Annotated in this window: 18 protein-coding genes and 1 riboswitch; of the genes, 10 read left to right on the top strand and 8 right to left on the bottom strand. The window is 68.0% G+C overall.

Annotated features, from left to right (window positions below; all coding sequences use genetic code 11):
• Positions 1-13: 13 nt before the first annotated feature.
• Positions 14-1,423, top strand: coding sequence for a multidrug transporter subunit MdtD (gene mdtD / locus IMX13_RS16535; protein ID WP_065182627.1), 1,410 nt, complete (start codon positions 14-16; stop codon positions 1,421-1,423).
• 21 nt (positions 1,424-1,444) lie between these two features.
• On the opposite strand, the gene IMX13_RS16530 is transcribed toward mdtD, so the two are convergent.
• Complete coding sequence (locus IMX13_RS16530; protein ID WP_193396754.1) at positions 1,445-4,975, bottom strand: hybrid sensor histidine kinase/response regulator; 3,531 nt, start codon at positions 4,973-4,975, stop codon at positions 1,445-1,447.
• Positions 4,976-5,072: 97 nt separating this feature from the next.
• Positions 5,073-8,621, bottom strand: coding sequence for an ATP-binding protein (locus IMX13_RS16525; protein ID WP_193396753.1), 3,549 nt, complete (start codon positions 8,619-8,621; stop codon positions 5,073-5,075).
• Positions 8,622-8,785: 164 nt separating this feature from the next.
• On the opposite strand from IMX13_RS16525, the gene IMX13_RS16520 reads away from it, so the two are divergent.
• Genes IMX13_RS16520 through IMX13_RS16510 form a run of 3 tightly spaced genes read left to right on the top strand, consistent with a single transcriptional unit; the run spans position 8,786 to position 10,575 of the window.
• A complete protein-coding gene (locus IMX13_RS16520; RefSeq protein WP_053519879.1) occupies positions 8,786-9,430 on the top strand; it encodes a YceI family protein in 645 nt (214 codons plus the stop codon).
• Complete coding sequence (locus tag IMX13_RS16515) at positions 9,427-9,999, top strand: cytochrome b (RefSeq protein ID WP_053519880.1); 573 nt, start codon at positions 9,427-9,429, stop codon at positions 9,997-9,999. Before IMX13_RS16520 ends, IMX13_RS16515 begins: the two co-directional genes overlap by 4 nt.
• A gap of 3 nt (positions 10,000-10,002) precedes the next feature.
• On the top strand, positions 10,003-10,575 hold the full coding sequence (locus IMX13_RS16510) for a YceI family protein (protein WP_053519881.1): 573 nt from the start codon (positions 10,003-10,005) through the stop codon (positions 10,573-10,575).
• Positions 10,576-10,644: 69 nt separating this feature from the next.
• Here the strand turns inward: IMX13_RS16510 and IMX13_RS16505 are convergent, their stop codons facing one another.
• On the bottom strand, positions 10,645-10,830 hold the full coding sequence (locus tag IMX13_RS16505; RefSeq protein WP_053519891.1) for a thioredoxin family protein: 186 nt from the start codon (positions 10,828-10,830) through the stop codon (positions 10,645-10,647).
• A 141-nt stretch (positions 10,831-10,971) separates the two neighbouring features.
• Here IMX13_RS16505 and IMX13_RS16500 point away from each other — a divergent pair, with 141 nt between their 5' ends.
• Together IMX13_RS16500 and IMX13_RS16495 are read left to right on the top strand one after the other, a co-directional pair.
• The gene (locus IMX13_RS16500; protein WP_053519882.1) at positions 10,972-12,354 is read left to right on the top strand and encodes an L-serine ammonia-lyase; all 1,383 of its coding nucleotides are present in this window, start codon (positions 10,972-10,974) and stop codon (positions 12,352-12,354) included.
• Positions 12,355-12,428: 74 nt separating this feature from the next.
• On the top strand, positions 12,429-13,424 hold the full coding sequence (locus IMX13_RS16495) for an alpha/beta hydrolase (protein ID WP_065182623.1): 996 nt from the start codon (positions 12,429-12,431) through the stop codon (positions 13,422-13,424).
• Positions 13,425-13,521: 97 nt separating this feature from the next.
• Here the strand turns inward: IMX13_RS16495 and IMX13_RS16490 are convergent, their stop codons facing one another.
• The 3 genes from IMX13_RS16490 to IMX13_RS16480 are packed head-to-tail and all read right to left on the bottom strand — an operon-like array spanning position 13,522 to position 16,849.
• Positions 13,522-14,589: a homoserine dehydrogenase gene (locus IMX13_RS16490; protein WP_180876616.1), complete on the bottom strand. Its 1,068-nt coding sequence runs from the start codon at positions 14,587-14,589 to the stop codon at positions 13,522-13,524.
• Positions 14,586-15,821 carry an O-succinylhomoserine (thiol)-lyase gene (locus IMX13_RS16485; protein WP_053519885.1) on the bottom strand — a complete coding sequence of 412 codons (1,236 nt, stop codon included), beginning with the start codon at positions 15,819-15,821 and terminating at the stop codon, positions 14,586-14,588. The genes IMX13_RS16490 and IMX13_RS16485 overlap by 4 nt, the downstream gene beginning before the upstream one ends.
• Positions 15,818-16,849: a homoserine O-succinyltransferase gene (locus IMX13_RS16480; protein WP_053519886.1), complete on the bottom strand. Its 1,032-nt coding sequence runs from the start codon at positions 16,847-16,849 to the stop codon at positions 15,818-15,820. Before IMX13_RS16480 ends, IMX13_RS16485 begins: the two co-directional genes overlap by 4 nt.
• Positions 16,850-16,926: 77 nt before the next feature.
• A riboswitch (SAM riboswitch) is annotated at positions 16,927-17,045 on the bottom strand.
• A gap of 135 nt (positions 17,046-17,180) precedes the next feature.
• Here IMX13_RS16480 and IMX13_RS16475 point away from each other — a divergent pair.
• The 4 genes from IMX13_RS16475 (at position 17,181) to IMX13_RS16460 (ending at position 22,584) form a co-directional block, all read left to right on the top strand.
• Positions 17,181-18,065 carry a M23 family metallopeptidase gene (locus IMX13_RS16475; protein ID WP_053519887.1) on the top strand — a complete coding sequence of 295 codons (885 nt, stop codon included), beginning with the start codon at positions 17,181-17,183 and terminating at the stop codon, positions 18,063-18,065.
• Between the two features lie 66 nt (positions 18,066-18,131).
• Entirely contained in the window at positions 18,132-19,736 is a 1,605-nt protein-coding gene (locus IMX13_RS16470; protein ID WP_164151560.1) for a peptide chain release factor 3, read from the top strand.
• A gap of 150 nt (positions 19,737-19,886) precedes the next feature.
• On the top strand, positions 19,887-20,525 hold the full coding sequence (locus IMX13_RS16465) for a hemolysin III family protein (RefSeq protein WP_053519889.1): 639 nt from the start codon (positions 19,887-19,889) through the stop codon (positions 20,523-20,525).
• Between the two features lie 85 nt (positions 20,526-20,610).
• A complete protein-coding gene (locus IMX13_RS16460) occupies positions 20,611-22,584 on the top strand; it encodes an AsmA family protein (protein WP_193396752.1) in 1,974 nt (657 codons plus the stop codon).
• 302 nt (positions 22,585-22,886) lie between these two features.
• Here the strand turns inward: IMX13_RS16460 and IMX13_RS16455 are convergent, their stop codons facing one another.
• Positions 22,887-23,318: a CBS domain-containing protein gene (locus IMX13_RS16455; RefSeq protein ID WP_053520201.1), complete on the bottom strand. Its 432-nt coding sequence runs from the start codon at positions 23,316-23,318 to the stop codon at positions 22,887-22,889.
• Positions 23,278-24,297 (bottom strand): glycosyltransferase family 2 protein, encoded by a 1,020-nt coding sequence (locus IMX13_RS16450; RefSeq protein WP_065174800.1) that lies wholly within the window; start codon positions 24,295-24,297, stop codon positions 23,278-23,280. Before IMX13_RS16450 ends, IMX13_RS16455 begins: the two co-directional genes overlap by 41 nt.
• Positions 24,298-24,324 lie beyond the last annotated feature (27 nt).

Below are 24,324 nucleotides of genomic sequence, written 5' to 3'. Positions count from 1 at the left end.
CCGGCCACAACCCATGTCCACATCGCCATCGACCTACAACCGCCAGCGCCCCCTGCTGTGGCTGGTGTCCCTGGCGATCTTCATGCAGATGCTGGACTCGACCATCGTCAACACGGCGCTGCCGGCGATGGCGGCCAGCCTGGGCGAGAGTCCGCTGCAGATGCAGTCGGTGGTGTTCAGCTATGCACTGGCGGTCGCCACGTTCATTCCCGCCTCCGGCTGGATCGCTGACCGCTACGGCACCCGGCGCACCTTCCTGGTGGCGATCATCCTGTTCACCCTCGGCTCGCTGGCCTGCGCGCTGGCCCAGCACCTGCATCAGCTGGTGGGTGCCCGCGTGCTGCAGGGCATCGGCGGTGCGATGCTGCTGCCGGTCGGCCGCCTGGCGGTGATGCGTTCGGTGCCGCGCGAGGACTTCCTGCGTGCGATGAGCTTCATCGCCATCCCCGCCCTGATCGGCCCCTTGATCGGCCCGACGCTGGGCGGCTGGCTGGTCGAGATCGCCTCCTGGCACTGGGTGTTCCTGATCAACCTTCCGATCGGCGTGATCGGCTTCATCGCTGCGATGAAGATCATGCCGGACCATTACGCCAGCCACCGCACCCGCTTCGACCTGCGCGGCTACATCATGCTGGCCTTTGCGATGGTGGTGCTGTCGCTGGCGCTGGACGGCATCTCCGGGCTGGGTACGCCGCACGCGCTGGTGATGCTGATGACCGTGGCGGGGCTGGCCGCACTGGTGGGCTATTGGCTGCACGCGGCCAACTCGACCGCGCCGTTGTTCTCGCTGGCGCTGTTCCGTGTGCCCAGCTATCGCATCGGCATCCTCGGCAACCTGTTCTCACGCATCGGCAGCAGCGCCATGCCGATGCTGATTCCGCTGCTGCTGCAGGTGGGCCTTGGCCTGGGACCGATGAACGCCGGACTGATGATGGTACCGGTGGCCGCGGCCGGCATGGTCTCCAAGCGGCTGGCGGTGAAGCTGGTCGAACGCTACGGCTATCGGCGCGTGCTGATGACCAACACCGTGCTGGTGGGCCTGGCCATGGCCAGCTTCATCCTGATGACGCCGGGCCAGCACCTGGGCTGGCGCCTGCTGCAGCTGGCCTTCTTCGGTGCGGTCAATTCGCTGCAGTTCACCGTGATGAACACCGTGACCCTGCGCGATCTGGATCGGGAGTTCGCCAGTTCGGGCAACAGTCTGCTGTCGATGGTGATGATGCTGGCTGCCGGCTTCGGCGCGGCGGCGGCGGGCAGCCTGCTGGCCGCCTTCGGCACGCACCTGGAGGGCCACGGCGCAACGGCGGCGTTGCACGCCACGTTCCTGTGCGTGGGCGCGATCACACTGACTTCGACGATGATCTTCTGGCAGTTGCCGGACACCAAGCCCGAACCCCGCCAGGTCGAACACGTCGCGGAGTAGCCTGCCGGACTGTGCCCGGCCTCAGCGCCCCAACACCTTGGCGATGGCCTCCACCAGCAGCTCGCCCGTGACCGGCTTGCGCAGGAAACCGCCGATCCCGGCCGCTTCCACCTGCTTCTGCAGGTCCGGGTCCGTGCGCGCGGTCACCGCCAGCAACGGCAGCGTGTACCCCTGGTTGCGCAGATGCTCGGCCAGCTCGAAGCCGCTGAGGCCCGGCAGGTCCAGGTCAAGCAGGGCCACATCGAAATCACTCCCGCTGATCTCGCGCAGCGCCGCCAACGCATGCCCGGCATGCACCACCTCATGGCCGCGCGCACTCAGAAGACCCTGCACGACATCAGCCACCGTCGCGTCATCCTCCACCAGCAGCACGCGCAGGGGGGGCATGTTCGCTACTGCATCCTCGCTCCGCGCGGCGCTGTCCGCATCGGCGTCAGCGTCCACTTCCAGCGGCAGGGGCAGCATCACTCCAAAGCAGGTTCCGCGCCCCAACTGGCTTTCGACCTGGATCCGGCCCTGCATCGCCTGCGCCAGCTCGCGGCAGATCGCCAGCCCCAGGCCACTGCCACCATACTGCGCCGCGGTACGTGCACCGTCAGCCTGCTCGAACCGGCGGAACAGACGCAGCTGCTGTTCCTGGCTGATGCCCGGCCCGGTGTCACGCACTTCGAACTGGAGTGCACGCATCGCCTCATCGCACCGGGCATGCAGGGTGATGGTGCCACGGCTGGTGAACTTCACCGCGTTGGACAGCAGGTTCAGCAGGATCTGCCGCACCCGGATCGCATCGCCGGTGGCCTGCAGGCCGGGCGGCAAGCGATTGTCCAGGACGAAACGCAGTCCCTTCTGCGCGGCCAGCGGCCCCATCAGCGCGGCCAGGTCCTGCAGCAGGCAATGGAGCGCGAACGGCCGGGACTGCAGTTCCAGGCGCCCCGATTCGATCCGCGCCAGGTCCAGCGCATCGTTGACCAGATGCAGCAGATGCTCGCCCGCCTGGCGGATGGACTGGGTGTAGCCGCGCTGCTGAGGATCCAGCGGCGAGGACAACAGCAGCTCGCTCATGCCCATCACACCGGTCATCGGCGTGCGGATCTCATGGCCCAGATTGGCCAGGAAGCGTGTCTTGGCCGCCGAGGCCTGCTCGGCCAGTTCCTGCTTGTGCAACGCCAGCTGGTAGGCGTGGCGACGCTGCAGGCGGCGACGGTACAGCCATGCAAACCAACTGGTCAGCAGCAACGCGATCGACGTCAGCACCAGCAGGCCCGACAGGCTGCGCCACCACGGCGGCTGCACGCGGAACTCCAGGGTCTGCACCCGCGACCAGACGTGATCGGCCGAGCGCGCCTGCACTTCCAGCCGATAGCTGCCCGGCGGCAGCCGCGAGAACAGGCGTTCACCGGCGGGCCCGACCTCGACCCAGTCCGGGTCATAGCCGGCCAGGCGGTAGCGATACGAATTGGAGGCCGAATCGGCGAAGGACAGCAGGCGCGCCACGATGCGCAGATCGCGGTCGCCGTCGGCGATCAGCAACGGTGCGTCGTGGGTCAGGTCCAGCACCTGCTCGTTGCGGCGCACCTCCACCCGCTCGATCACCAGCGGTGCGCGGCGCACCGAAGGCCGCACCTGTTCCGGATCGAACACCACCACGCCGGCCGGCGTGCCTGCCACCAGCCGTCCCGAAGACGTCGCGATCAAGGTATGCGCGCGGAACTCCTGGCTGGGCAGGCCATCGTGCACGCCATACAGGCGCACGCTCTGGCCGTCCGCGCCGACCCGCACCAGGCCGCGTGCGCTGGTGGCCCAGGCCACACCCTGCGCATCGACCACCAGACCGGTGGCGGAAACCGCCGGATATCCCTGTTCGGCACCAATGACCCCCTGCCGCTCCAGACGCCCCTGGCTCCATCGATAGCGCGACAACCGGCCGTCCTCGGACAGCCACACCTGGCCGTCGCTGCCGGTATACGCCGCGTACAGTGCCGTTGCCGGCGCGCCGGGCACCGGCTGGAAGCGCTGCTGCTCAGGCTGCCACTGCAGCAGCCCGCGGCTGCTGGCCAGCCACAGCTGGTTCTGCGGACCGCATACCAGATCCTGGTTCAGCTGGCCGGTCTGCAGTCCGTTCTGGCCATTGTCCAGTTCGAGCAGCAGCCGACCTTCCAGATCGCGCTGCTGCAGGCCGGCGGGCATCATCAACCACAGGCTGTTGCTATCGCAGATCATCAGTGCGTCGACATCGCCCTCCATCGCGGCATCGGCAGGCGCGTCGCGTCCCCAGCGGCGCAGCTCGTCGCGTGCCGGGTCATAGCGCAGCAGCGCTCCGGACGAACCGATCCAGACCCGGCCATGGCGGTCCTCGCGAACCGAGGTCAGCCAGTGGATGCCATTGACGCCGCGCCGGAACTGCTCGATCCGGCCGGTACGGGGATTGAAGCGATCCAGCGCGCCGTGGCTGCCGACCGTCCAGACACCTCCGTTGCTGGACGCACTGGTGCCGAGTACATAGGCGTTGCGCAGTGACGATGCATCGTCCTCCAGACGCGAGAACACCGAGAACTGCCACCACCGTGGCAACAAATGCCAGAGACCGGCATTGGTGCTGGCCAGCCAGATGCCGCCCTCGCGATCCTCGTAGGCGCCGGTCCAGTTCGGCCGCACCTGGCCGCGCGCGATCGCGCTGTACAGCGGCACCGTCTGGTACTGGCCATCGACCGCGCGACCGAGTCCGCTGCGGGTGTCCAGCCAGTAGCCCCCCTGCTCATCGCGCAGCATCATGCCCAGCACCTCGTCGCCGGCCGGCACCGACCAGGGTTGCCGCTCGAAGCGACCATCCGGCCGGCGCACGAATGCGCCGGCCAGCGTACTGATCCACAGGCTGCCGTCAGGCTCGGCGGTCAGACCGTTGATCAGCTGGCCGGGCACCTGCTCGTCGCCGACCCGCTCGAAATCGCTGCCGGTCCAACGCGCCACGCCATGCTTGGTGCCCACCCACAGGCTGCCGTCGGGCAGCGTGGCCAGATAGGGCACCGCAGCGGCCGGCAGGCTGCGCGGATTGTTCGCCTCGGGCAGGAAGCGCTGCACCCGATCATTGCCATCCACCCGGTACAGCCCGCCTTCGTGGGTACCGAACCAGATCGAGCCATCGGGGGTGGCGGCCAGGCTCCAGATCGTATTGGTGCTCATCAGCGGCTGGCTGCTGCGGTCGAAGAACCGCAGCTGCCGGCGGTCGGCCGACATCCTTACCAGGCCGGCATTCTCGGTGCCGATCCACAAGCGGTTGCGGGTATCGACCAGTACGGTCCAGATGCGGTTGTCGCGCAGGCCATCCTCGGAGCGCCAGACCCGGTAGTTGCGGCCGTCGTATCGTGCCAGCCCGTCATTGGTGGCGATCCACAGGTAGCCGTAGCGGTCCTCGGCCATGCGGTTGACGGTGTTGGACGGCAGGCCATCGAACACCGTCACCTGCCGGGGCGTGGGCGGTACCGGCTGTGCGGCAGCGGGCGCCAGGCAGCACAGCAGAAGCATCAGCAGCATCGCCGACCGCAGATACGCCACTGATCGCCTCCTCACGCGTTCCCAGATGGTGCCCCGTCGTGCGGGCGTCGGCATGGTAAACCGAAAGTCGCGCCGTTCACGCCCGGCGCCGGCGCAATCAGCCCTCACCCTGGCGCTTGCTGCGAGCCTGCACGATGGCCGCCACCAGCATGTCGCCCGTGACCGGCTTGCGCAGGAAGCCGTCGAAACCGGCGGCCAGCACCTGCGCCTCCGCATAGGCATCGGACCGCGCGGTCACCGCCACCAGTGGCAGCTCATAGCCCATGGCGCGCAGCTGACGGGCGATCGCCGTTCCGTCCAGGGCCGGCAGATCCAGGTCGAGCAGACCGACATCGAACCCCTCGGTCGCGATCTCCGACAAGGCTCCCAGGCCGTGCAGCACGTGCACTACGTCGTGGCCACGACCGCGCAGCAGGCCGGCGATGACGTCCGCTACCGTGGCGTCATCTTCGACCAGCAGGATGCGCAGCGGCGGCAGCGGCGGTGGCGACGCCCTGTCGGAACCACTGTGGGCAGCCTGGCGGGTCCACGGCAGCGGCAGCTGCACGCGGAACCGCGCGCCCCTGCCCGGCTGGCTGTCGACATCGATGCGCCCACCCATCGCCACGGCCAGTTCCTGGCAGATCGCCAGGCCCAGCCCACTGCCGCCATAGCGCGATGCTGTCCGCGGGCCATCGGCCTGCTCGAAGCGATGGAACAGACGCTGCTGCTGTTCGGCATTGATGCCGGGGCCGGTATCGAACACCTCGAAGCACACCCCGCCGCCATCCTCCTGCAGCCGCACGCCCAGGCCGACCTGGCCGCGCTCGGTGAACTTGATGGCATTGCCGAGCAGGTTCAGCAGGATCTGGCGGATGCGCATTTCATCGCCACTGACGCTGATCGGGCCGGGCAAGGCATCCTCGCGTACAAAATCGAGCTGGCGCTGCTGCGCCATCGGCCGCATCAGCATCTGCACCTGGTCCAACAGCGCGGCAAGATCGAACGGACGCAGGTCCAGCTCCAGCCGCCCGGCTTCGATCCGGGCCAGGTCCAGGGCATCGTTGACCAGACGCAGCAGATGGCTGCCCGCCTGCTGGATCGATCCGGCATAGCTGCGCTGTACCGGATCCAGTGATGTGGCCAGCAGCAGTTCGCTCATGCCCAGTACGCCGGTCATCGGCGTGCGCACCTCATGACCCAGCGTGGCCAGGAAGTGGCTCTTGGCCTGCGAGGCCTGCTCGGCGAGCTGCTGCTTGTGCACGGTCAGCTGCCACTGCTGGCGCCTTCTCAGACGGCTGCGGATCGCCCATGCCAGCACCAGCAGCAGCAACGAGCCCAGCAGCAGGTAGCCGAAGATCGCCATGCCGCTGCGCCACCAGGGCGGCAATACCTTCACCTGCAGTTGCTGCGACGGCGTCCACGGACCACTGTCGGTGGCCGCCTGTACTTCGATCACGTAGGCACCGGGCGCGAGGCGCGACAGCGTGCGCTGGCCGTCGCCGCCCTGCTCCACCCAGTTCTGGTCATAGCCCTGCACCCGGAACCGATAGCGGTTGCCCTGCGGGTTGCCGTACGAGAGCAGCCGCGCGTCGATCTGCAGATCACGGTCATCCGGACCCAGCAGCAGCACCCCGGTGGTCGGCAGGGGTTGCCAGCCGCGCGCATCGTCGCGACGTACGCGCACCTGCGCGATCACCAGCGCGGAGGATGGCAGTGGGGTGTCGGCGGCATTGACGTCGAAACCGACCGCGCCGGTCTGGGTCACCGCGAGCACGCGGCCATCGGCGTTCACCGCAGGCGGCCGGCCGGTGAATTCGGCATCGGGCAGTCCGTCGCGCTCGGTGAACTGCCTCAGCCGCTTCGTTTTCGGATCCCAGCGCAGCAGACCGCGCGGCGTGGTGGCCCACAGGCGGCCATCGTCGGCCAAGGCCAGCCCACCCATGCTCAGGGGTGGCACACCGGCGGCAGCATCGACGCGCTGCACCAGGCGCAGGCTCATGCCGTCCCACTGGTAGCGCTCGAAGGCGCCCTGGCGGGCGAGCCACAGCTGCTGCGGATCGATCCACACCAGGTCGTAGATCGATCCCCGCGAGACGCCAGGAACCGCCTCGAAGCGCTCACCCTGCTGGCGCCAGAGGCCCATGTCCCCCATCACCCAGGCCTGCCCGCGCGGATCGAATCGAATCTGCTCGATCGGCGCATCGCCCAGGCCGCGGAATCCCTCGACGGGGAAGCTGCGCAGCACCCGGCCATCGTCCAGACGCTGCTGCACGCCGACATTCATCACCGACACCCAGGCGGTGCCATCCGGCGCCTGCCGCATCAGGTCGATGCGCTGGCGCAGGTCGGAGCCGCCGTCGATGCGCCACTCCCGGGTTGCGCGGGTGCCCGGGTCATAGACGGTGATGCGCCCGGCGCGGCCCAGCCAGAGGCGGCCGTCCGGCCGCGGCAGTACCGACCAGACCGCGCCACTGCCCAGCTCGCGATCACTGGCAAGCAGACTCAGCACACCCTGCGCATCGATCCGGTACACGCCGTGTGCCGAACTCACGTAGTAATTCCGGCCATCGGTGGCCGCACTGAGCAGGTACTGGCTGTCCAGCGGTTTGCCGTCGAGCTGGTTCCAGGTGGAGAAGCGGCGCCAGTCCGGCGGCAGATAGGCCAACCCCTGGCTCAGCAGGGCCACCCAGACCCCGCCTTCGTGGTCCTGCAGCAGATCGAGCACGCCGCTGTGGGCGGTCAGGAAGCCGCTGCCGCGATCGCCCTCCAGGCGCCGCAGTGTCTGCGCATCACCGCGCAGCAGCCCATCCGAGGTACCTGCCCAGTAGCCTCCCTGCCGATCCGCCAGCACCAGTGCCGAGCGAAAGCGATCACTGCCGGACCAGCGTGGACGGCTGACGCGGTCCTGGGCATCGATGCGGAACAGGCCTTCGTTCTGGCTGCCGACCCAGATCGATCCATCGGGGTCGCGGCTGAGACGCAGCACGCTGACCGTGCCCAGCTCGCGCGGCGCGATGGCCTCGAAGCCGTTGCCGTTCCAGCGGGCGACACCGGCCTCGGTACCGACCCACAGGCGGCCCTGCGCGTCGACCAGGCTGCTGAAGATGGTGTTGCTGGGCAAGCCGCCGGGGCGCTGCGGATCATGCTGGAAGAAGCGCAGGCTGCCATCCTCGCCGAAGCGGCACACGCCATGGCCGCTGGTGCCGATCCACAGCGCATCGCCCGCATAGGCCAGTGTCCAGAACTGGCTCTGGCATTCATTGTTCACCGCGGCGAAGCTGGAGAAACGCTCGCGATCCGCGTCCAGCCGGGCGATGCCCTTGCCGTTGATGCCGACCCACACCCGGTCCAGCGGATCCACCAGCAGGGTCTCGATCTCGTTGCCCGGCAGCGAACCCGGCCGCTCCGGTTCATGCTGCCAGACCCGCAGCGTCGTGCCGTCATAGCGGGCCAGCCCACCATCGGTGGCCGCCCAGATGTACCCCTGGCGGTCCTCGGCCAGGGCCACGACCATGCGCGACGGCAAGCCCTCGGCGGCGCCGAAGCGGCGCAGTCGTGGTGTCTCCCCAGCCATGTCCAGAGTCGCGGCCACCGTGGCGCTTGCCAGCAGCAGCAGACCCGTTACTGCGATGCCTCGGCACCACAGACGCCAGCCACTCGTCATCCTGAACCCCCGATCCAGCCGCGATTGTCACACAGCCCAGGCTTCACGACTGCAACAGCCCGTTTCCAGTGGCATCGCCACCACGAACTGTTGCAGCCATGCACGCAGCGTTGTCAGGGGGCTGTGCGTATGATCGCAGCGTCCCCTCCCGGAGCCCGCCATCGATGCGACCCCGCCTGCTCCTGCTGCCGTTGCTGCTCGCCGCTGCGCCCGCCTGGGCACAGCTCGATACCTACCGGCTGGATCCGGTGCACACGCGGGTGCTGTTCACGATCGATCATGCCGGCTACTCGCAGGCCATGGGGACGGTATCGGGCAGTGAGGGCCACCTTCAGTTCGATCCCGACAACTGGCGCGAGGCAACCCTGCAGGTCGATGTGCCGGTCGCCCGGCTGGATCTGGGAGATGCCAAATGGAACCAGGCCACGCTGGCCCGCAGCCTGCTTGATGGCGAGCGGTTTCCCAGCGCCCGGTTCGTATCGTCGCGGGTCGAACCGATCGATGCGAACCACGCCCGTGTGTTCGGCACGCTGACCCTGCGCGGGGTCAGCCAGGAGGTCGCGCTGGATGTGACCCTCAATGCCATCAAACGCTATCCGTTGCCGCCGTTCCGCCGCACCGCCGGTTTTTCCGCCAGCACCACGTTGAGCCGCCGCGCGTTCGGCATCACCGCCTGGCCCGGGGTGATCGGCGACGCGGTACAGGTACGGATCGAGGCCGAGGCCTTCCTCGACCGCAGCGACAGGCCGGGAACTCCTGCCCCGGTTCCCCACTCCGACAGCAAGACGGCCCCCAAGGACCCCGCATGACCGCCAAGAACTCCCCTGCCGCCTGGGGCAGTGTCAGCCAGACCCTGCACTGGTTGATCGCACTACTGATCCTCGCCCTTGGCGTGGTCGGCCTGACCATGGGCGAACTGCCCAGGACGCCCAAATACTTCTGGGTCTACACCGCGCACAAGTCGATCGGCATCACCGTGCTGGCCCTGGTGCTGCTGCGCCTGGTCTGGCGCCTCTACGCCGGTGCGCCCAAGCCGGTGCCGGGTGTGCCCAGCTGGCAGGAGCGCATCGCCAGCGCTACCCACGTGCTGCTGTACGTGCTGATGTTCGCCATTCCGCTTTCGGGCTGGCTGTACGACTCTGCCAGCGGGCTGCGGCCCTTCCGCTGGTTCGGCCTGGTCGATGTGCCCAAGCTCAGCGGACCGGATCCGCAGGTCGTCGCCGTGTCGCATGCGATCCATGAGTACGGCTTCTGGCTGCTGATCGCTGTGGTGCTGGCCCATGCCGGCGCTGCCCTTTACCACCACCTGTTCCAGCGCGACGCGACGTTGAGCCGCATGCTGCCGCGTGGCTGGCTTGCCTCTCCCCAGAAGGACTGACCGATGAATCTGAAACTGACCACCCCGGCGGCCGTGGCCGCTGCCCTGGCCGGCATGCTGGCCACTGCCCCGGCGTTGGCCGCGGACTATGCACAGGCTCCCGGCGCGGGCTCGATCCTGGTATTTGCCAGCAAGTACGACGGCGAAGTGTTCACCGGCAGCTTCCCGGGCTTCGCCACCAAGCTCAGCTTCGATCCCGCCAATCCGGCGGCCGGCTCACTCGACGTCGTGATTCCGCTGGCCGGCGCCAGGAGCGGCAACAGCGATCGTGACTCGACGCTGCAGAGCGCGGACTTCTTCAATGTCGGCAAGTTCGCCACCGCGCGTTACACCGCGAAGGGCTTCCGCGCCATCGGCAATGACCAGTTCGCCGCCGATGGCACGCTCGAGCTGCGTGGTGTCAGCAAGCCGGTGACGCTCACCTTCACCTGGAAGCCGGGCACGCAGCCGGTGCTGACCGGCAAGGCCACCGTCAAGCGCCTGGACTTCAGCGTCGGCGCCGGCGATTGGGCCGACACCAAGACCATCCCCGACGAAACCGCGATCAGCACGATCGTGAAGTTCGACGCGAAGTAAGCCACGGGCCATGCCCGGCTCCACCTTGGAACGGTGATACAGGGTAGCGCCGGGCCATGCCCGGCGGCTTCACCCCGCAGCCAGCCAGGCCCGCACCCGCGCCGCATCGAAGGGCCAGTCCAGTTCGCGGCCGCCCGCCTCGTCGCGCAGCACCGGTACCCGCGCGCCGTAGTGCGCCTCCAGCGCTGGATGGTCATCCAGGAACACCGATTCGAACTCGGGCGCGCGTGCCTTGGCCAGTTCGGCCAGGGCCATATCGCACAGGTGGCAGTCGTCACGCTGGAACAGGGTCAACACCGGCTTGCCTCGCTTGGCGGAAATGCTGCGCCGCAGCCATCGGAGGGCCCGGCAAGCCGCTAGAATAGCCGCTTGTCCGGTACCCGCAGTTTGGCATCCATGGCTGTCAGCACGTTCGACGTCTTCAAGATCGGCATTGGCCCGAGCTCTTCCCACACCGTCGGACCGATGAAGGCCGCCGAGCGGTTCATCCATCGCTGGCTGCTCGACCCCGGCCGCCTGCACGAGGTCGCACGCATCCGCGCCGACGTCTACGGTTCGCTGGCGCTGACCGGTCGCGGCCATGGCACCGACAAGGCGATCCTGCTTGGCCTGGAAGGCCAGCGCCCCAACCTGATCGATCCGGACATCATTCCGTCCACGCTGGATCGCATCCGCAGCAGCAAGCGCATCCAGCTGATGGGCCAGCATGAGATCGCCTTCGACGAGAAGCGCGACCTCGGCATGAACAAGCGGCAGAAGCTGCCGTACCACACCAACGGCATGCGCTTCACCGCGTACAACGCCGACGATGAAGTGATCGCCACGCGCGACTATTACTCCGTTGGCGGTGGCTTCGTGGTCAACCAGGATGACGCGGCCGATGACCGCATCGTGCCCGACGAAACCCCGCTGCCCTATCCGTTCAAGAGCGGCGACGAGCTGCTCGCGCAGACCGCGCGCAGCGGCCTGAGCATCGCGCAGCTGATGTTCGAGAACGAGAAGTGCTGGCGCAGCGAGGACGAGATCCGCGCCCAGCTGCGCGAGATCTGGAGCGCGATGCAGTCGTGCGTGACGCGCGGCATCCGCGAGGAAGGCGTGCTGCCGGGCGGCCTGAAGGTCGGCCGTCGCGCGCCGGCGCTGTACCGCGAGCTGTCGTCGAAGCCGGAAGCGGCGATGCGCGATCCGCTGACCACGCTGGACTGGGTCAATCTGTACGCGCTGGCCGTGAACGAGGAAAACGCCGCAGGTGGCCGCGTGGTGACCGCGCCGACCAACGGTGCGGCCGGCGTGCTGCCCGCGGTGCTGCATTACTTCGACCGGTTCTGCCCGGGGGCGAACGAGCAGCGCGTGTTCGACTTCCTGCTGACCTCGGCGGCGATCGGCATCCTCTACAAGGAGAATGCTTCGATTTCCGGTGCCGAAGTGGGCTGCCAGGGCGAAGTGGGCGTGGCCTGCTCGATGGCGGCCGGCGGCCTGGTTGCGGCGCTGGGTGGCAATCCAAGCCAGATCGAGAATGCCGCGGAAATCGGCATGGAACACAACCTCGGCCTGACCTGCGACCCGATCGGTGGGCTGGTGCAGATTCCCTGCATCGAGCGCAACGCGATGGGCGCGGTGAAGGCGATCAATGCCTCGCGCATGGCGATGCGCGGCGATGGCAAGCACAAGGTGTCGCTGGACAAGGTCATCAAGACCATGCGCGACACCGGCCGCGACATGCAGGACAAGTACAAGGAAACCAGCCGCGGCGGCCTCGCGGTGAATGTCATCGAGTGCTGATGACGGGCATCTGGCGGACGACACCGTCACCGCATTGCGGTTAGGCTCGGGCATCCCCTGTCACGGAATGTCCCATGCGCGTGATCGCCGCCGCACTGCTGGCCTGCCTGCCCCTCACCGCCGCTGCCGCTCCCGCCTATGGGCCGCGGCTGGAGGGCTTCGATTACGGCTATCCGGTACAGACCTTCACCCTGGAATCGCAGCAGCAACCGCTGCAGATGGCCTATCTGGATATCGCGCCGACGACCGCGCCGATCGGCGTGGTGGTGCTCCTGCATGGCAAGAATTTCTGCGCGGCGACCTGGAAGGAAACCATCCCTCCCCTGCTCGCCGCCGGTTACCGAGTGATCGCACCTGACCAGGTCGGCTTCTGCAAATCCAGCAAGCCCGAGCGCTACCAGTATTCATTCGGCCAGCTCGCCGCCAACACCCATGCACTGCTGCAGCAGCTGCAGCTCGGCGGCCTGCCCGTGCACCTGGTCGGCCATTCGATGGGGGGCATGCTGGCGGTGCGCTATGCACTGACCTATCCGCAGGACCTGCGCAGCCTGTCGCTGGTCAATCCGATCGGCCTGGAGGACTGGAAGGCGCTGGGCGTGCCGTGGCGAAGCGTCGATGCCTGGTATGCCGGCGAGCTGAAAACCAGTTACGAGAGCATCCGCCGCTACCAGCTGGACGTGTACTACGACGGCACCTGGAAGCCTGCCTATGAAACCTGGGCACGCATGCAAGCGGGCATGTACGAGGGCGACGGCAGGCAGGCGGTGGCCTGGAGCCAGGCACTTGCCTCGGACATGGTGTTCAACCAGCCGGTGGTATACGAGCTGAAGAATCTGAAGGTGCCGACCGCGCTGTTCATCGGCCAGAAGGACCGCACCGCGATCGGTCGTGACCTGGCACCGGCAGAAGTGAAGGCACGGTTAGGCAACTATCCGGCGCTGGGCAAATCGGCCGCTGCGGCGATTGCCGGCGCGACGCTGGTCGAATTCGCCGAACTGGGCCATTCGCCGCAGGTACAGGACCCCAGGCAGTTCAATGCCGCGCTGCTGAAGGTGTTGAAAGGGCGCTGAAACTGCGGATCCGCCGGGCATGGCCCGGCGCTACCGGGACGAACACGACATTGCAGGTAGCGCCGGGCCATGCCCGGCGGGCGCAGCGGGACCCTGCTCATCCCACGATGCGCAGCACGTCATCCAGCAGTGCGGCAGCAGTGACTTCCGCGCCCGCTCCCGGTCCCTGGATCAGCAACGGCTGGGTGCGATAGCGGTCGCTGTGGATGGCGACGCGGTTGTCGGTGCCCGCCCCTTGCGCCAGTGGATGATCGGCCGGCAGTTCACGCAGCCCCACCTGTGCGCCGTCAGCGTCGACCCGGCCGACGAAGCGCAGAACACGGCCGCTGTCCGTCGCCTGCTGCCAGCGCGCCTGCAGCGGTGCGTCCAGCTGCTCCAGTTCGGCCAATGCGTCGTCCAGCGGCAGCGCAGCCAACGCCGAAGGCACCAGTGAATCCACGTGCACCTGTGCGGCATCCAGCGCCAGTCCGCTGCTGCGCGCCAGAATCAGCAGCTTGCGCCGCACATCCTCGCCGGACAGATCCAGGCGCGGATCCGGTTCGGTGTAACCCGCGGCCAGCGCCTCGCGCACTGCAGCCGAGAACGGCGAACGGCCGTCATAGCGATGGAACAACCAGGCCAGGGAACCGGACAACACCCCCTCGATCGCGTGGATGTGATCCCCCCCGGCCACCAGCGCGCGCAGGCTGCTCAACAGCGGCAGTCCCGCCCCCACGGTGGCACTGTCGCCGTACCGGGCGCCGCTGTCGGCGCAGCTCTCGGCGATGGCCTTCGCGCGTGACAGCTGCCCGCCCCGGCCCAGCTTGTTGGCCGTCACTACATGCACCCCGCGCGCCAGCCACTGCGCATGGCGGGCGGCCACGTCTTCGCTGGCGGTGGCATCAACCACCACATCGCCACGCTCCAGCCCTTCGGCACCGGCCCACGGTGGCGCGCTCTGGCCGCCACGCGGTGCGCGCCGCGCCAGTTCGAGCGGCAGGGCCAGATCGCGGTCAATGGCCAGCGCAGTACGCGAGTTGGCCAGCCACTGCACGCTGGGCAGTTCCAGGCCGCGCGCCTGCAGGGCCTGGTAGCGCTGCACGAACGCAGAGCCCACCGTCCCGGTGCCCAGCAGTGCCAGGCGACCGCCGCCCAGCGCCGGAATCTCGGCAGCCAGCGCGCTCATGCGTCCACCACCTGTTTGCGACGTGCGGCAGCGTCGATCACCGCTTCGGCGCGGGCCAGCGCCGCACCCAGATCGGCCAGCAGGTCGCGCTCGGCCTCGATGCCGACCGACAGGCGCAGCAGCCCTTCGCTGATGCCAGCGGCAGCACGCGCCTCAACGCTCATCGCTGCGTGGGTCATGGTCGCCGGATGCGCGACCAGGCTTTCCACGCCGCCCAGCGATTCGGCCAGGGTGAAGCAGCGCAGTCCATCGACAAACGCGCGCACGGCAGCGTGCGGATCCTCGCCGGCGCAGTCGGCCAGCTCGAACGACAGCATCGCGCCGAAGCCGCTCTGCTGGCGTGCGGCGATGGCATGACCGGGATGGTCGGCCAGGCCGGGGTAATACACCCGGGCCACGGCGGGGTGCGCGTCCAGCAGCGCGACGATCGAGGCCGTGTTCTCCTGGTGCACACGCAGGCGTGCATCCAGCGTGCGCAGGCCGCGCAGGGTCAGGAAAGCATCGAAGGGAGAGCCGGTCAGCCCGAGTGCGTTGCCCCACCACACCAGCTGTTCGTGCAGCGCGGGATCACGTGCGATCACCGCACCGCCGACGACATCGCTGTGGCCGTTGATGTACTTGGTGGTCGAATGCAGCACCAGATCGGCACCGAAGGAGAGCGGCTGCTGCAGCGCCGGCGACAGGAACGTATTGTCGACCGCCACCAGCGCCCCGGCCTTGTGCGCCGCCTCGATGACGAAGCGCAGGTCGGTGATGCGCAGCAGCGGGTTGGACGGGGTTTCCACCAGCACCAGCCGTGGCTGGGTGGCCAGGGCCTGCGCCAGCGTGCGCGGGTCGGTGAGGTCGGCGGTGACCAGTTCGAAATGCCCCTTCTTCGCCAACGCGTTGAACAGGCGCCAGCTGCCGCCGTAGGCATCGTGCGGTACCACCAGCGTGTCGCCCGGCTGCAGCAGGGCATTCAGCACCAGGTTGATGGCGCCCATGCCGGTAGCGGTGACCACGCCACCGGCTCCGCCTTCCAGTTCGGCCAGTGCTTCGCCCAGCAGGTCGCGCGTCGGGTTGCCACTGCGCGTGTAGTCGTACTGGCGCTTGTTGCCGAAGCCTTCGAAGCTGAAGTTCGACGACAGCACGATCGGTGGAGTGACCGCGCCATGGGCGGTGTCACGATCGATGCCGGCGCGGACGGCGGCAGTGGTGCGACAACAGGACGGCTCGGCGGCGTGCAGGCTCATGCGGACTCTCCAGAAGTGCGGAAGGCGGTAGCGAGGATCGCGTCGATGCGATCGGTTTCTTTGAGGAAGGCGTCGTGGCCGTATGGGGAGCGCAGCACGCGCAGGCTGCCGCGCGGACCCAGCCCCTCGACCAGGCCGACCAGGTCGGCCAACGGCACCAGCCGATCGCCTTCCACGGCCACCACCACGGTTGGCGGCAGGATGGCGGTGGGATCCACGCGATGCAGGTCGATCGATTCGGACAGGCGCAGGTAGGCGGTCACCGGGGTGCGCGCGACGTACTGCGCGCCCGCCGCGTCGAGGTAGTCCTCGGCGGCCACACGGACGCGGCCGTTGACCACCTCGGGCGGAGCGTCGAAGCGCTCGCCGAACTCTTCCGGCGTGCGGTAGCTGAGCATCGCGAACTGCCTGGCCAGTGCCAGGCCATGGTCTTCACCGCATTGCAGCTGTCCCAGGGCGACCGCCCGGCGCTGCAACGCACGCCACGCCGCGGCATAGGGGTGCGGACGGTGCGCACCACTGGCCAGCACCAGCTGGCGCACGCGGGCGCGATGGCGGACAGCGAACTGCTGCCCGACCAGGGCGCCATAGGAGTAGCCGACAAACGCCTTCAGTGTGCGGATGCCCAGGTGATCCAGCAGCAGGGCCAGCGCGTCGGCCTGGTCGGCCGTGTCGATCGGCACGTCCAGCGCGCCATCCGCACCGATGAAGTCGAACGCCAGAACGCGCAGCTGCTGCGGATCGAGCGTGCGGCCACTGCCGACCAGTTCCTCGGCCCAGCCCTTCTCGGCGAACTGCGCGTTGGACGCCACATGGCGATGGGCGGAGATGCCGCCAGCCAGTACCACCACCGGTGCATCGACCGGTCCCACCCATTCGTAGCGAACGCGTACCGGGCACGCGCCGGCGTGGCGCATCGACAGCACCGCGGCGAACTCGCCGCGCTCGGCGTGCACGCGGTCTTCGACCGGCACGCTGACGGGGACAAAGGGTTCGGGGCGAAGCGTGGTGCTGGGGGCGAAGCTCATGGCGGGATCCGTTAGGGGAATCGGCCATCGAGCCTTCGCGGGGCTCGCGTTCGAGATGCACCTGCGGTGCATGGTTCGAACCATCTTCCGGTGGACGCCACGGTCCCCGCAGGATTTGGCACCTACGCCGGCACTTGCGCGCCTGCGGGCTGCCCCGGCTTCAAAGGGCCTGTCCCTCTGCCGGTCTCGATGGTGGAGCCACGATGCCATCGCTTTCCGCCCATGTCAATCCCTTCATGCGGATAAAGCGATGAATGCCCGGAGCGATCGCTGCGGCCCACCTTTCGCGGATCAGGTACAGTCGCGGCGGTCCCCCTGTCCGGAACGCCCGATGCCGCGCCTGCCCTTGTCCTGCCTGCTGCTGCCGCTGCTGGTCAGCACCACCGCCGGAGCTGCCGACTGGCGGCAGGGCTGGGGCCTGGTGCCCTCACCGGCCCCCGCCCCCGGCACGCAGGGCATCGGCCAGGCGGTCCCCATGGCGCAGCTGCGGCTGCAGCAGGTGGGCGAATACTGGCAGGCCCGGATCGACAACACCCTGGCCGGCCCATTACAGGTTGAACTGCGCGCTGGCCCCGGGCGCCCCATCGAGGGCCTGCCGGTACGGTCGCTGGTGCAGGGCGACAGCAGCTTCGTGGTCGGTCACCTGCCCTCGCCCGTGGGCGGCAGCACGCTCGACGTGCGTCTGCAGTCGGTACCGGGTCGTCCCGACGCCCGCGCCGAAGACGTGGCCTACCGCCTGCCGTTCGACGCCGCACGCCTGCGCGTGGACCAGGCGCCGCAGGGCCGGTTCAGCCACGATGACGAGGAGAACCGCGACGCCGTGGACTTCGCCCTGCCCGAGGCGACGCTGGTGCTGGCCGCGCGCGAGGGAACCGTGATGCAGATCCAGGACGGCTTCCGCGGCAACGGCCAGGACCGCGAGCGCGACGGCGGCAGGGCAAATTTCATCCGTGTCCTGCACAGCGACGGCAGCATGGCGCTGTACGGCCATCTGCAGGCAGGCGGCATGCGCGTGCGTCGTGGCCAGGCCGTGCAGGCCGGACAGCCGATCGGCCTGTCCGGCAACAGCGGCTACAGCAGCGCCCCGCACCTGCATTTCGTGGTGCAGGTCAACCGCGGCATGGCGCTGCGCTCGGTACCCGTGCGCATCTTCGCCTCCCAGGGACAGCTGCAGTTCGCCCGCCAGGGTGATGCCGAGGGCGCGGCCGGGCGCTGACCGGCCACGGCCGGTATAATCAGGCGCTTATCTCTTTGAAAAGCGCCCCGGGCGGGCGCCACTGCCATGTCCGAAGTCGCCACCGAAGCGTCGCGTCGCCGCACCTTCGCCATCATCTCCCATCCTGACGCCGGCAAGACCACGCTGACCGAAAAGCTGCTGCTGTTCGGAGGCGCGATCCAGATGGCCGGTTCGGTCAAGGGCCGCAAGGCGGCCCGCCATGCCACCTCCGACTGGATGGCGCTGGAGAAGGAACGCGGCATCTCCGTCACCTCCTCGGTGATGCAGTTCCCGTACGAAGGCAAGATCGTCAACCTGCTCGACACCCCCGGCCACGCCGACTTCGGCGAGGACACCTACCGCGTGCTGACCGCGGTGGACTCGGCACTGATGGTGATCGACGTGGCCAAGGGTGTGGAAGAGCGCACCATCAAGCTGATGGAAGTGTGCCGCCTGCGCGACACCCCGATCATGACCTTCATCAACAAGCTGGACCGCGAGGGCAAGGATCCGATCGAACTGCTGGATGAAGTGGAAACCGTGCTGGGCATCCAGTGCGCGCCGGTCACCTGGCCGATCGGCATGGGCCAGCGCCTGAAGGGCGTGGTCCACCTGCTGACCGGCGAGGTGCACCTGTACGAACCGGGTCGCAACTTCACCCGCCAGGATTCGACCATCTTCCCGTCGATCGACGCTCCCGGCCTGGCCGAGAAGATCGGCGCACAGATGCTGGCCGACCTGCGCGATGAACTGGAGCTGGTGCAGGGCGCCAGCCATCCGTTCGACCTGCAGGCCTATCGCGAGGGCAAGCAGACGCCGGTGTTCTTCGGTTCGGGCGTGAACAACTTCGGCGTGCAGCCCCTGCTGGACTTCTTCGTCGAGCACGCGCCGTCGCCGCAGGCACGCGCCACCACCGGCCGCGAGATCGCCCCGGAAGAGAGCAAGCTGACCGGCTTCGTGTTCAAGATCCAGGCCAACATGGACCCGCAGCACCGCGACCGCGTCGCCTTCATGCGGGTGTGCTCGGGCCGCTTCAGCGCGGGCATGAAGACCTTCCACGTGCGCACCGGCAAGGAGATGAAGCTGGCCAACGCCCTGACCTTCATGGCCAGCGACCGTGAAATCGCCGCCGAGGCCTGGCCGGGCGATGTGATCGGCATCCACAACCACGGCACCATTTCCATCGGCGATACCTTCACCGAAGGCGAGGCTGTCACCTTCACCGGCATCCCCAACTTCGCCCCGGAGCTGTTCCGCCGTGCGCGCCTGCGCGATCCTCTCAAGCTCAAGCAGCTGCAGAAGGGCCTGGCCCAGCTCTCCGAGGAGGGCGCGACCCAGTTCTTCCGGCCGCTGACCAGCAACGATCTGATCCTGGGTGCGGTGGGCGTGCTGCAGTTCGACGTGGCCGCTTACCGCCTGAAGGACGAGTACGGCGTGGAAGCCACCTTCGAGCCGGTCAGCGTCACCACGGCGCGCTGGATCCACTGCAGCAACGAGAAGAAGCTGGAAGAGTTCCGCGAGAAGAACGCACTGAACCTGGCGCTGGACGCCGCCGGCCATCTGGTCTATCTCGCGCCGACCCGGGTCAACCTGCAGCTGGCACAGGAGCGCGCGCCCGACGTGCGCTTTGCCGCCACCCGCGAGGCCGCGCACACCGTGTCGGTGGCCTGAGCCTGGGGTCGGATCCCTTTCCGCAGGAAAGGGCTCTGACCCCAGCACCCAGGGATTCATCCACCATACGGTGACCGGCGTGCATGCGCCCGCCATCGCGGCGATGATAGGGGGGCGCGGGTCCCCCTCCCCGCGAATGATGCCTACGCCATGTCCTCGACTTCCGTTGCTTCGATCCGCGAAGAAATCGCCAGTGCGCTGACCCACGGTCTCGGCGCCGTACTGGCGCTCGGTGCGGGTGCCGTGCTGATCACCCTGGCCGCCATCTACGGCGATGGCTGGCAACTGGCAGGTGCGATCGTGTTCGGCATCGCGCTGCTGCTGCTGTACACCGCCTCCACCCTCTACCACGCCATCCAGCATCCGGTTGCCAAGGGCAGGCTGAAGGTCTTCGACCACTGCGCGATCTATGTACTGATCGCCGGTACCTATACGCCGTTCACGCTGATCGGCCTGCGTGGCCCGTGGGGCTGGGGTCTGTTCGCCGCGATCTGGACGCTGGCCCTGGCCGGCGTGGTGTTCAAGCTGTTCTATACCGGCCGCTTCAAGCGCCTGTCCACCGCCATCTACGTGGCCATGGGCTGGCTGGTGATCGTCGCGGTCAAGCCCATGCTGGCCTCCATCGATGGCTGGACGCTGGGCTGGCTGCTGGCCGGAGGTATCTCCTACACGCTGGGAACCTACTTCTATCACCGCGAATCGATCCCCTATTCGCATGCGATCTGGCACCTGTTCGTGATCGGCGGCAGTGTCTGCCACTTCGTCGCGGTGACCATGCAGGTGCTGTAGATATCCGTGCCACACGCGTTCCTGTGCACACCGCGCACATGAACGCTTCGCGCTGCGTCCACCCGCGCAGGGCAACCATGGCAGCGTGAATGCGACTGCCTCCCCTGCTCCGCCGCGTCCGTCGCGCTGGCGCTTCCGCCGCCCTGGCCCGCGAGGCCAGCGCTGGCTGGCGGTGCTGGTGTTCCTGCTGGCGGCCATCCTGGTATTGATCGCGCTCTGGGACTGGAACTGGTTCAAGGGGCCTGTCGAGCGGGCGGTACAGGCGCGGACCGGCCGCGTGCTGCAGATCGGCCACCTGGATGTCGACCTCGGCCGTACCAGCACGATCCGCGCCGACACCGTCACGTTCGCCAATGCGTCATGGGCGAAGCAGCCGAACATGGCCAGTGCCGACCGGGTCGAAATCGACCTGCGGGTGTGGCCCCTGCTGCGGGGCAGCGTGCAGCTCCCCGAGATCCGCCTGACCCGTCCCGACGTGCTGCTGGAAACCGCCCCACGCAAGGGCGAGCCGGGCAACTGGGATTTCCTGGGTGACAGCCGCGGCGGCGCCACGCCCCAGCTCAAGCGGCTGCGTATCGATGACGGCCGCCTGCAGTTCATCGACGCGGCGGGTCGCACCGACATCCATGTCAATGTGCGTAGTGGCCGGCCCAGGCAGGCGGATGCCGCGCCGCCCCTGCTGGTGCAGGGCAAGGGTCGTTGGCAGGGCAATCCTTTCACCCTTCGCGGCGGCACCGAATCTCCGCTGGAACTGACCGACAGCGATCATCCCTTCCGCATCCATCTTGATGGGCGTGCAGGTGCCACCCATGCCGTCGCCCATGGCACCCTGACCAATCCCTTCCAGCTGCAGGTGCTCGACCTCGCTTTCGCGCTCAGTGGCCAGGATCTGGCCGACCTGTATCCCCTGCTGGGCATCGCCATTCCGCCTTCGCCGCCCTATGCCCTGGAGGGGCGCCTGAAGCGCGACCATAACGTGTGGCGCTACGAGCAGTTCACCGGCAAGGTCGGCGACAGCGATCTCGGCGGCAATGTGAAGTTCGAAACAGGTGGTGCGCGCCCGCGCCTGACGGCCACGCTGGAGTCCCGCCGGCTGGACTTCGACGACCTGGCCGGCTTTGTCGGCGCCCCGCCCAGAACCGGTGGCGGCGAGACCGCCAACGCCGAGCAGAAGGCCGAGGCCGCACGCGTGGCGGCGCGTACCAGGGTGCTGCCGGACACGCCGTACAATCTCGGCAAGCTGCGCGCGATGGATGCCGATGTGCGCTGGAAGGCACATCGCATCAACGCACCATCGCTGCCGCTTGACGATATGGATGCGCATCTGCTGCTGGACGATGGCGTGCTGCGGCTGGACCCGCTGAACTTCGGTGTGGCCGGTGGTGACATCCGCAGCACGATCCGCATGGATGCGCGGCAGCCGCAGATCGCCACCGCGCTCAAGGCCAGCGTGCGCGGCGTGCAGCTGGGACAACTGTTCCCGGATGCGAAGCTGGCCGAGCAGGCCAAGGGCGGCATCGGTGGCGAAATCGACCTCAGCGGCCGCGGCAACTCGATCGCCGCCATGCTGGGCAGCAGCAATGGCGATGTGGGCCTGGCAATGGGACGTGGCCACGTCGGCAATCTGGTGATGGAACTGGCCGGGCTGGACATCACCGAGGCAGTCAAGTTCCTGGTGACCGGCGACAAGCAGATTCCGCTGCGCTGCGCCTTTGCCGACTTCGGCGTACGCGAGGGATTGATGACCAGCCGCACGTTCGCCGTCGATACCACCGACACGCTGATTCTCGGCGAAGGCACCGTCAGCCTGCGCGATGAGTCGCTGGACCTGCTGCTGAAGCCACGGCCGAAGGACCGCAGCATCCTCGTGCTGCGCTCGCCGCTGCACATCGCGGGAACGTTCAAGGATCCTTCGTTCCGCCCGGACTTCAAGGCGCTCGGCGTCCGCGGTGCGGTCGCCCTGGCACTGGGAAGCATCGCGCCACCGGCCGCGCTACTGGCCACGATCGAACTGGGCCCCGGCAAGGACGCCGACTGCGGCGGGCAGTACGCGAAGTAGTAGCGTTTGTTGGATCGCGAATTGAGGGGCACGCGCGGAACCACAAGGTGTTGCCAACCAAGGCTGGCCGCTACCCACCGCGTTCCCAGCAATGTATCCAGAAGCGGAGGGCATGGCCGTGCAGGACCGTTGGCGCCATGGATGGCGCCATCGAGCCCCCATGGAAGGGTTTACGGCGTGTCCTGCACGGCCATGCCCTCCGCCTTCGGGCGCATCAGCAAGGCGCCGCTTTGGCTTTGACTTTGGCTTCGGCTTCGGCTCCGAACAGCGGGCCGGCGGGCCGCAGGCCCGCCAGCGAAAACTCATCCCGCCACGATGTACTGCTGCAGCTGGTCCAGCTCGCGGCGCTGTGCATCGATCACCGACTTCACGAGATCGCCGATGGAAATCACGCCCAGCACCTGTCCCCCCTCCACCACCGGCAGATGGCGGATACGGTAATCGGTGACCAGCTGCAAGCAATGTTCGACCTGTTCGCCGGGCGCCACCGTCACCACCTTCGCAGTCATGATCTCGGCTACCGCCGTATCGCGTGAGGAACGATCGCGCAGCACGATCTTGCGGGCGTAATCACGTTCGGACAGGATGCCGACCAGTCGCGGCCCTTCCATCACCAGCACCGCACCGATGCCCTTTTCGGCCATCAGCCGGATCGCATCGATCACCGCCGCGCCGGGCGCGACCGCATGCACTTCAGGGGACTTGCCGTCCAACAGTTGCCGTACCGACGTCATCTGCCTGCCCTCCCAGGGTGGGTTGCACGACGGAGTCTGCCACGGACGATGCTAGCCAGGCGTCAACCAGGTACAGGGGACGCTGCTTGGACTCCTCATACAGGCGCCCCAGGTACTCGCCGATCAGGCCCAGCGCGATCAGCTGCACGCCGCCCAGGAACAGGATCACCGCCATCATCGTCGGCCAGCCCGCCACGCGGTCGCCGTACATCGCGGCCTTCACGATCACCCAGACACCGAACACGAAGGCCACCGCCGCAGTGGCCAGGCCCAGATAGGTGGCCGCGCGCAGCGGCACGGTGGAAAAACCGGTGATGCCTTCCAGTGCGAAGTTCCACAGCCGCCACAGGCTGAACTTGCTGCTGCCGGCCACCCGCGGGTGGCGCTGGTACGGCACCGCCACCCGGCGGAAGCCAACCCAGCTGAAAAGCCCCTTCATGAAACGGTGACGCTCACGCATTTCACGCAACGCGCTCAGCGCGCGTGGCGACAGCAGACGGAAGTCCCCGGTATCGGCGGGAATCGGCGTGCGCGACAGGCGGCCGATCACCCGGTAGAACATCGCCGCGGTCGCACGCTTGACCCAGCTCTCGCCCGCGCGCGCCCGGCGCGTGCCATAGACGTTGTCATAGCCCTCGCGCCACCGCGCCACGAACTGCGGCAGCAGCTCCGGTGGATCCTGGCCGTCGGCATCGAGAATCATCGCCGCACCCTCGCGGACGAGATCCAGCCCGGCGGTCAGCGCGGCCTCCTTGCCGAAATTGCGCGACAGCTTCAGCGCCGACACGCGTGGCTCGGACTGCGCCAGCGCGGCGATCACCTCCCAGGTTCCGTCCTGGCTGCCGTCGTCAACGTAAAGGATGTGGCCATCGATGTCCGGCATCGCATCCAGTACCGCGCACAGGCGCGGGTGCAGTACCGGCAGCGCCAGAGCTTCGTTGCAGGCGGCAATGACGACGGTGAGGCGTTCACGGATCATGCCCGGATTGTACGTCGCCAGTGCGGA

This window comes from Stenotrophomonas sp. B2 (genome assembly GCF_014947095.1).
Classification (GTDB): Bacteria; Pseudomonadota; Gammaproteobacteria; order Xanthomonadales; family Xanthomonadaceae; genus Stenotrophomonas; species Stenotrophomonas maltophilia_P.
Note: the sequence above shows the minus strand (reverse complement) of the source record. Positions and strands in the feature narration are given on the sequence as shown.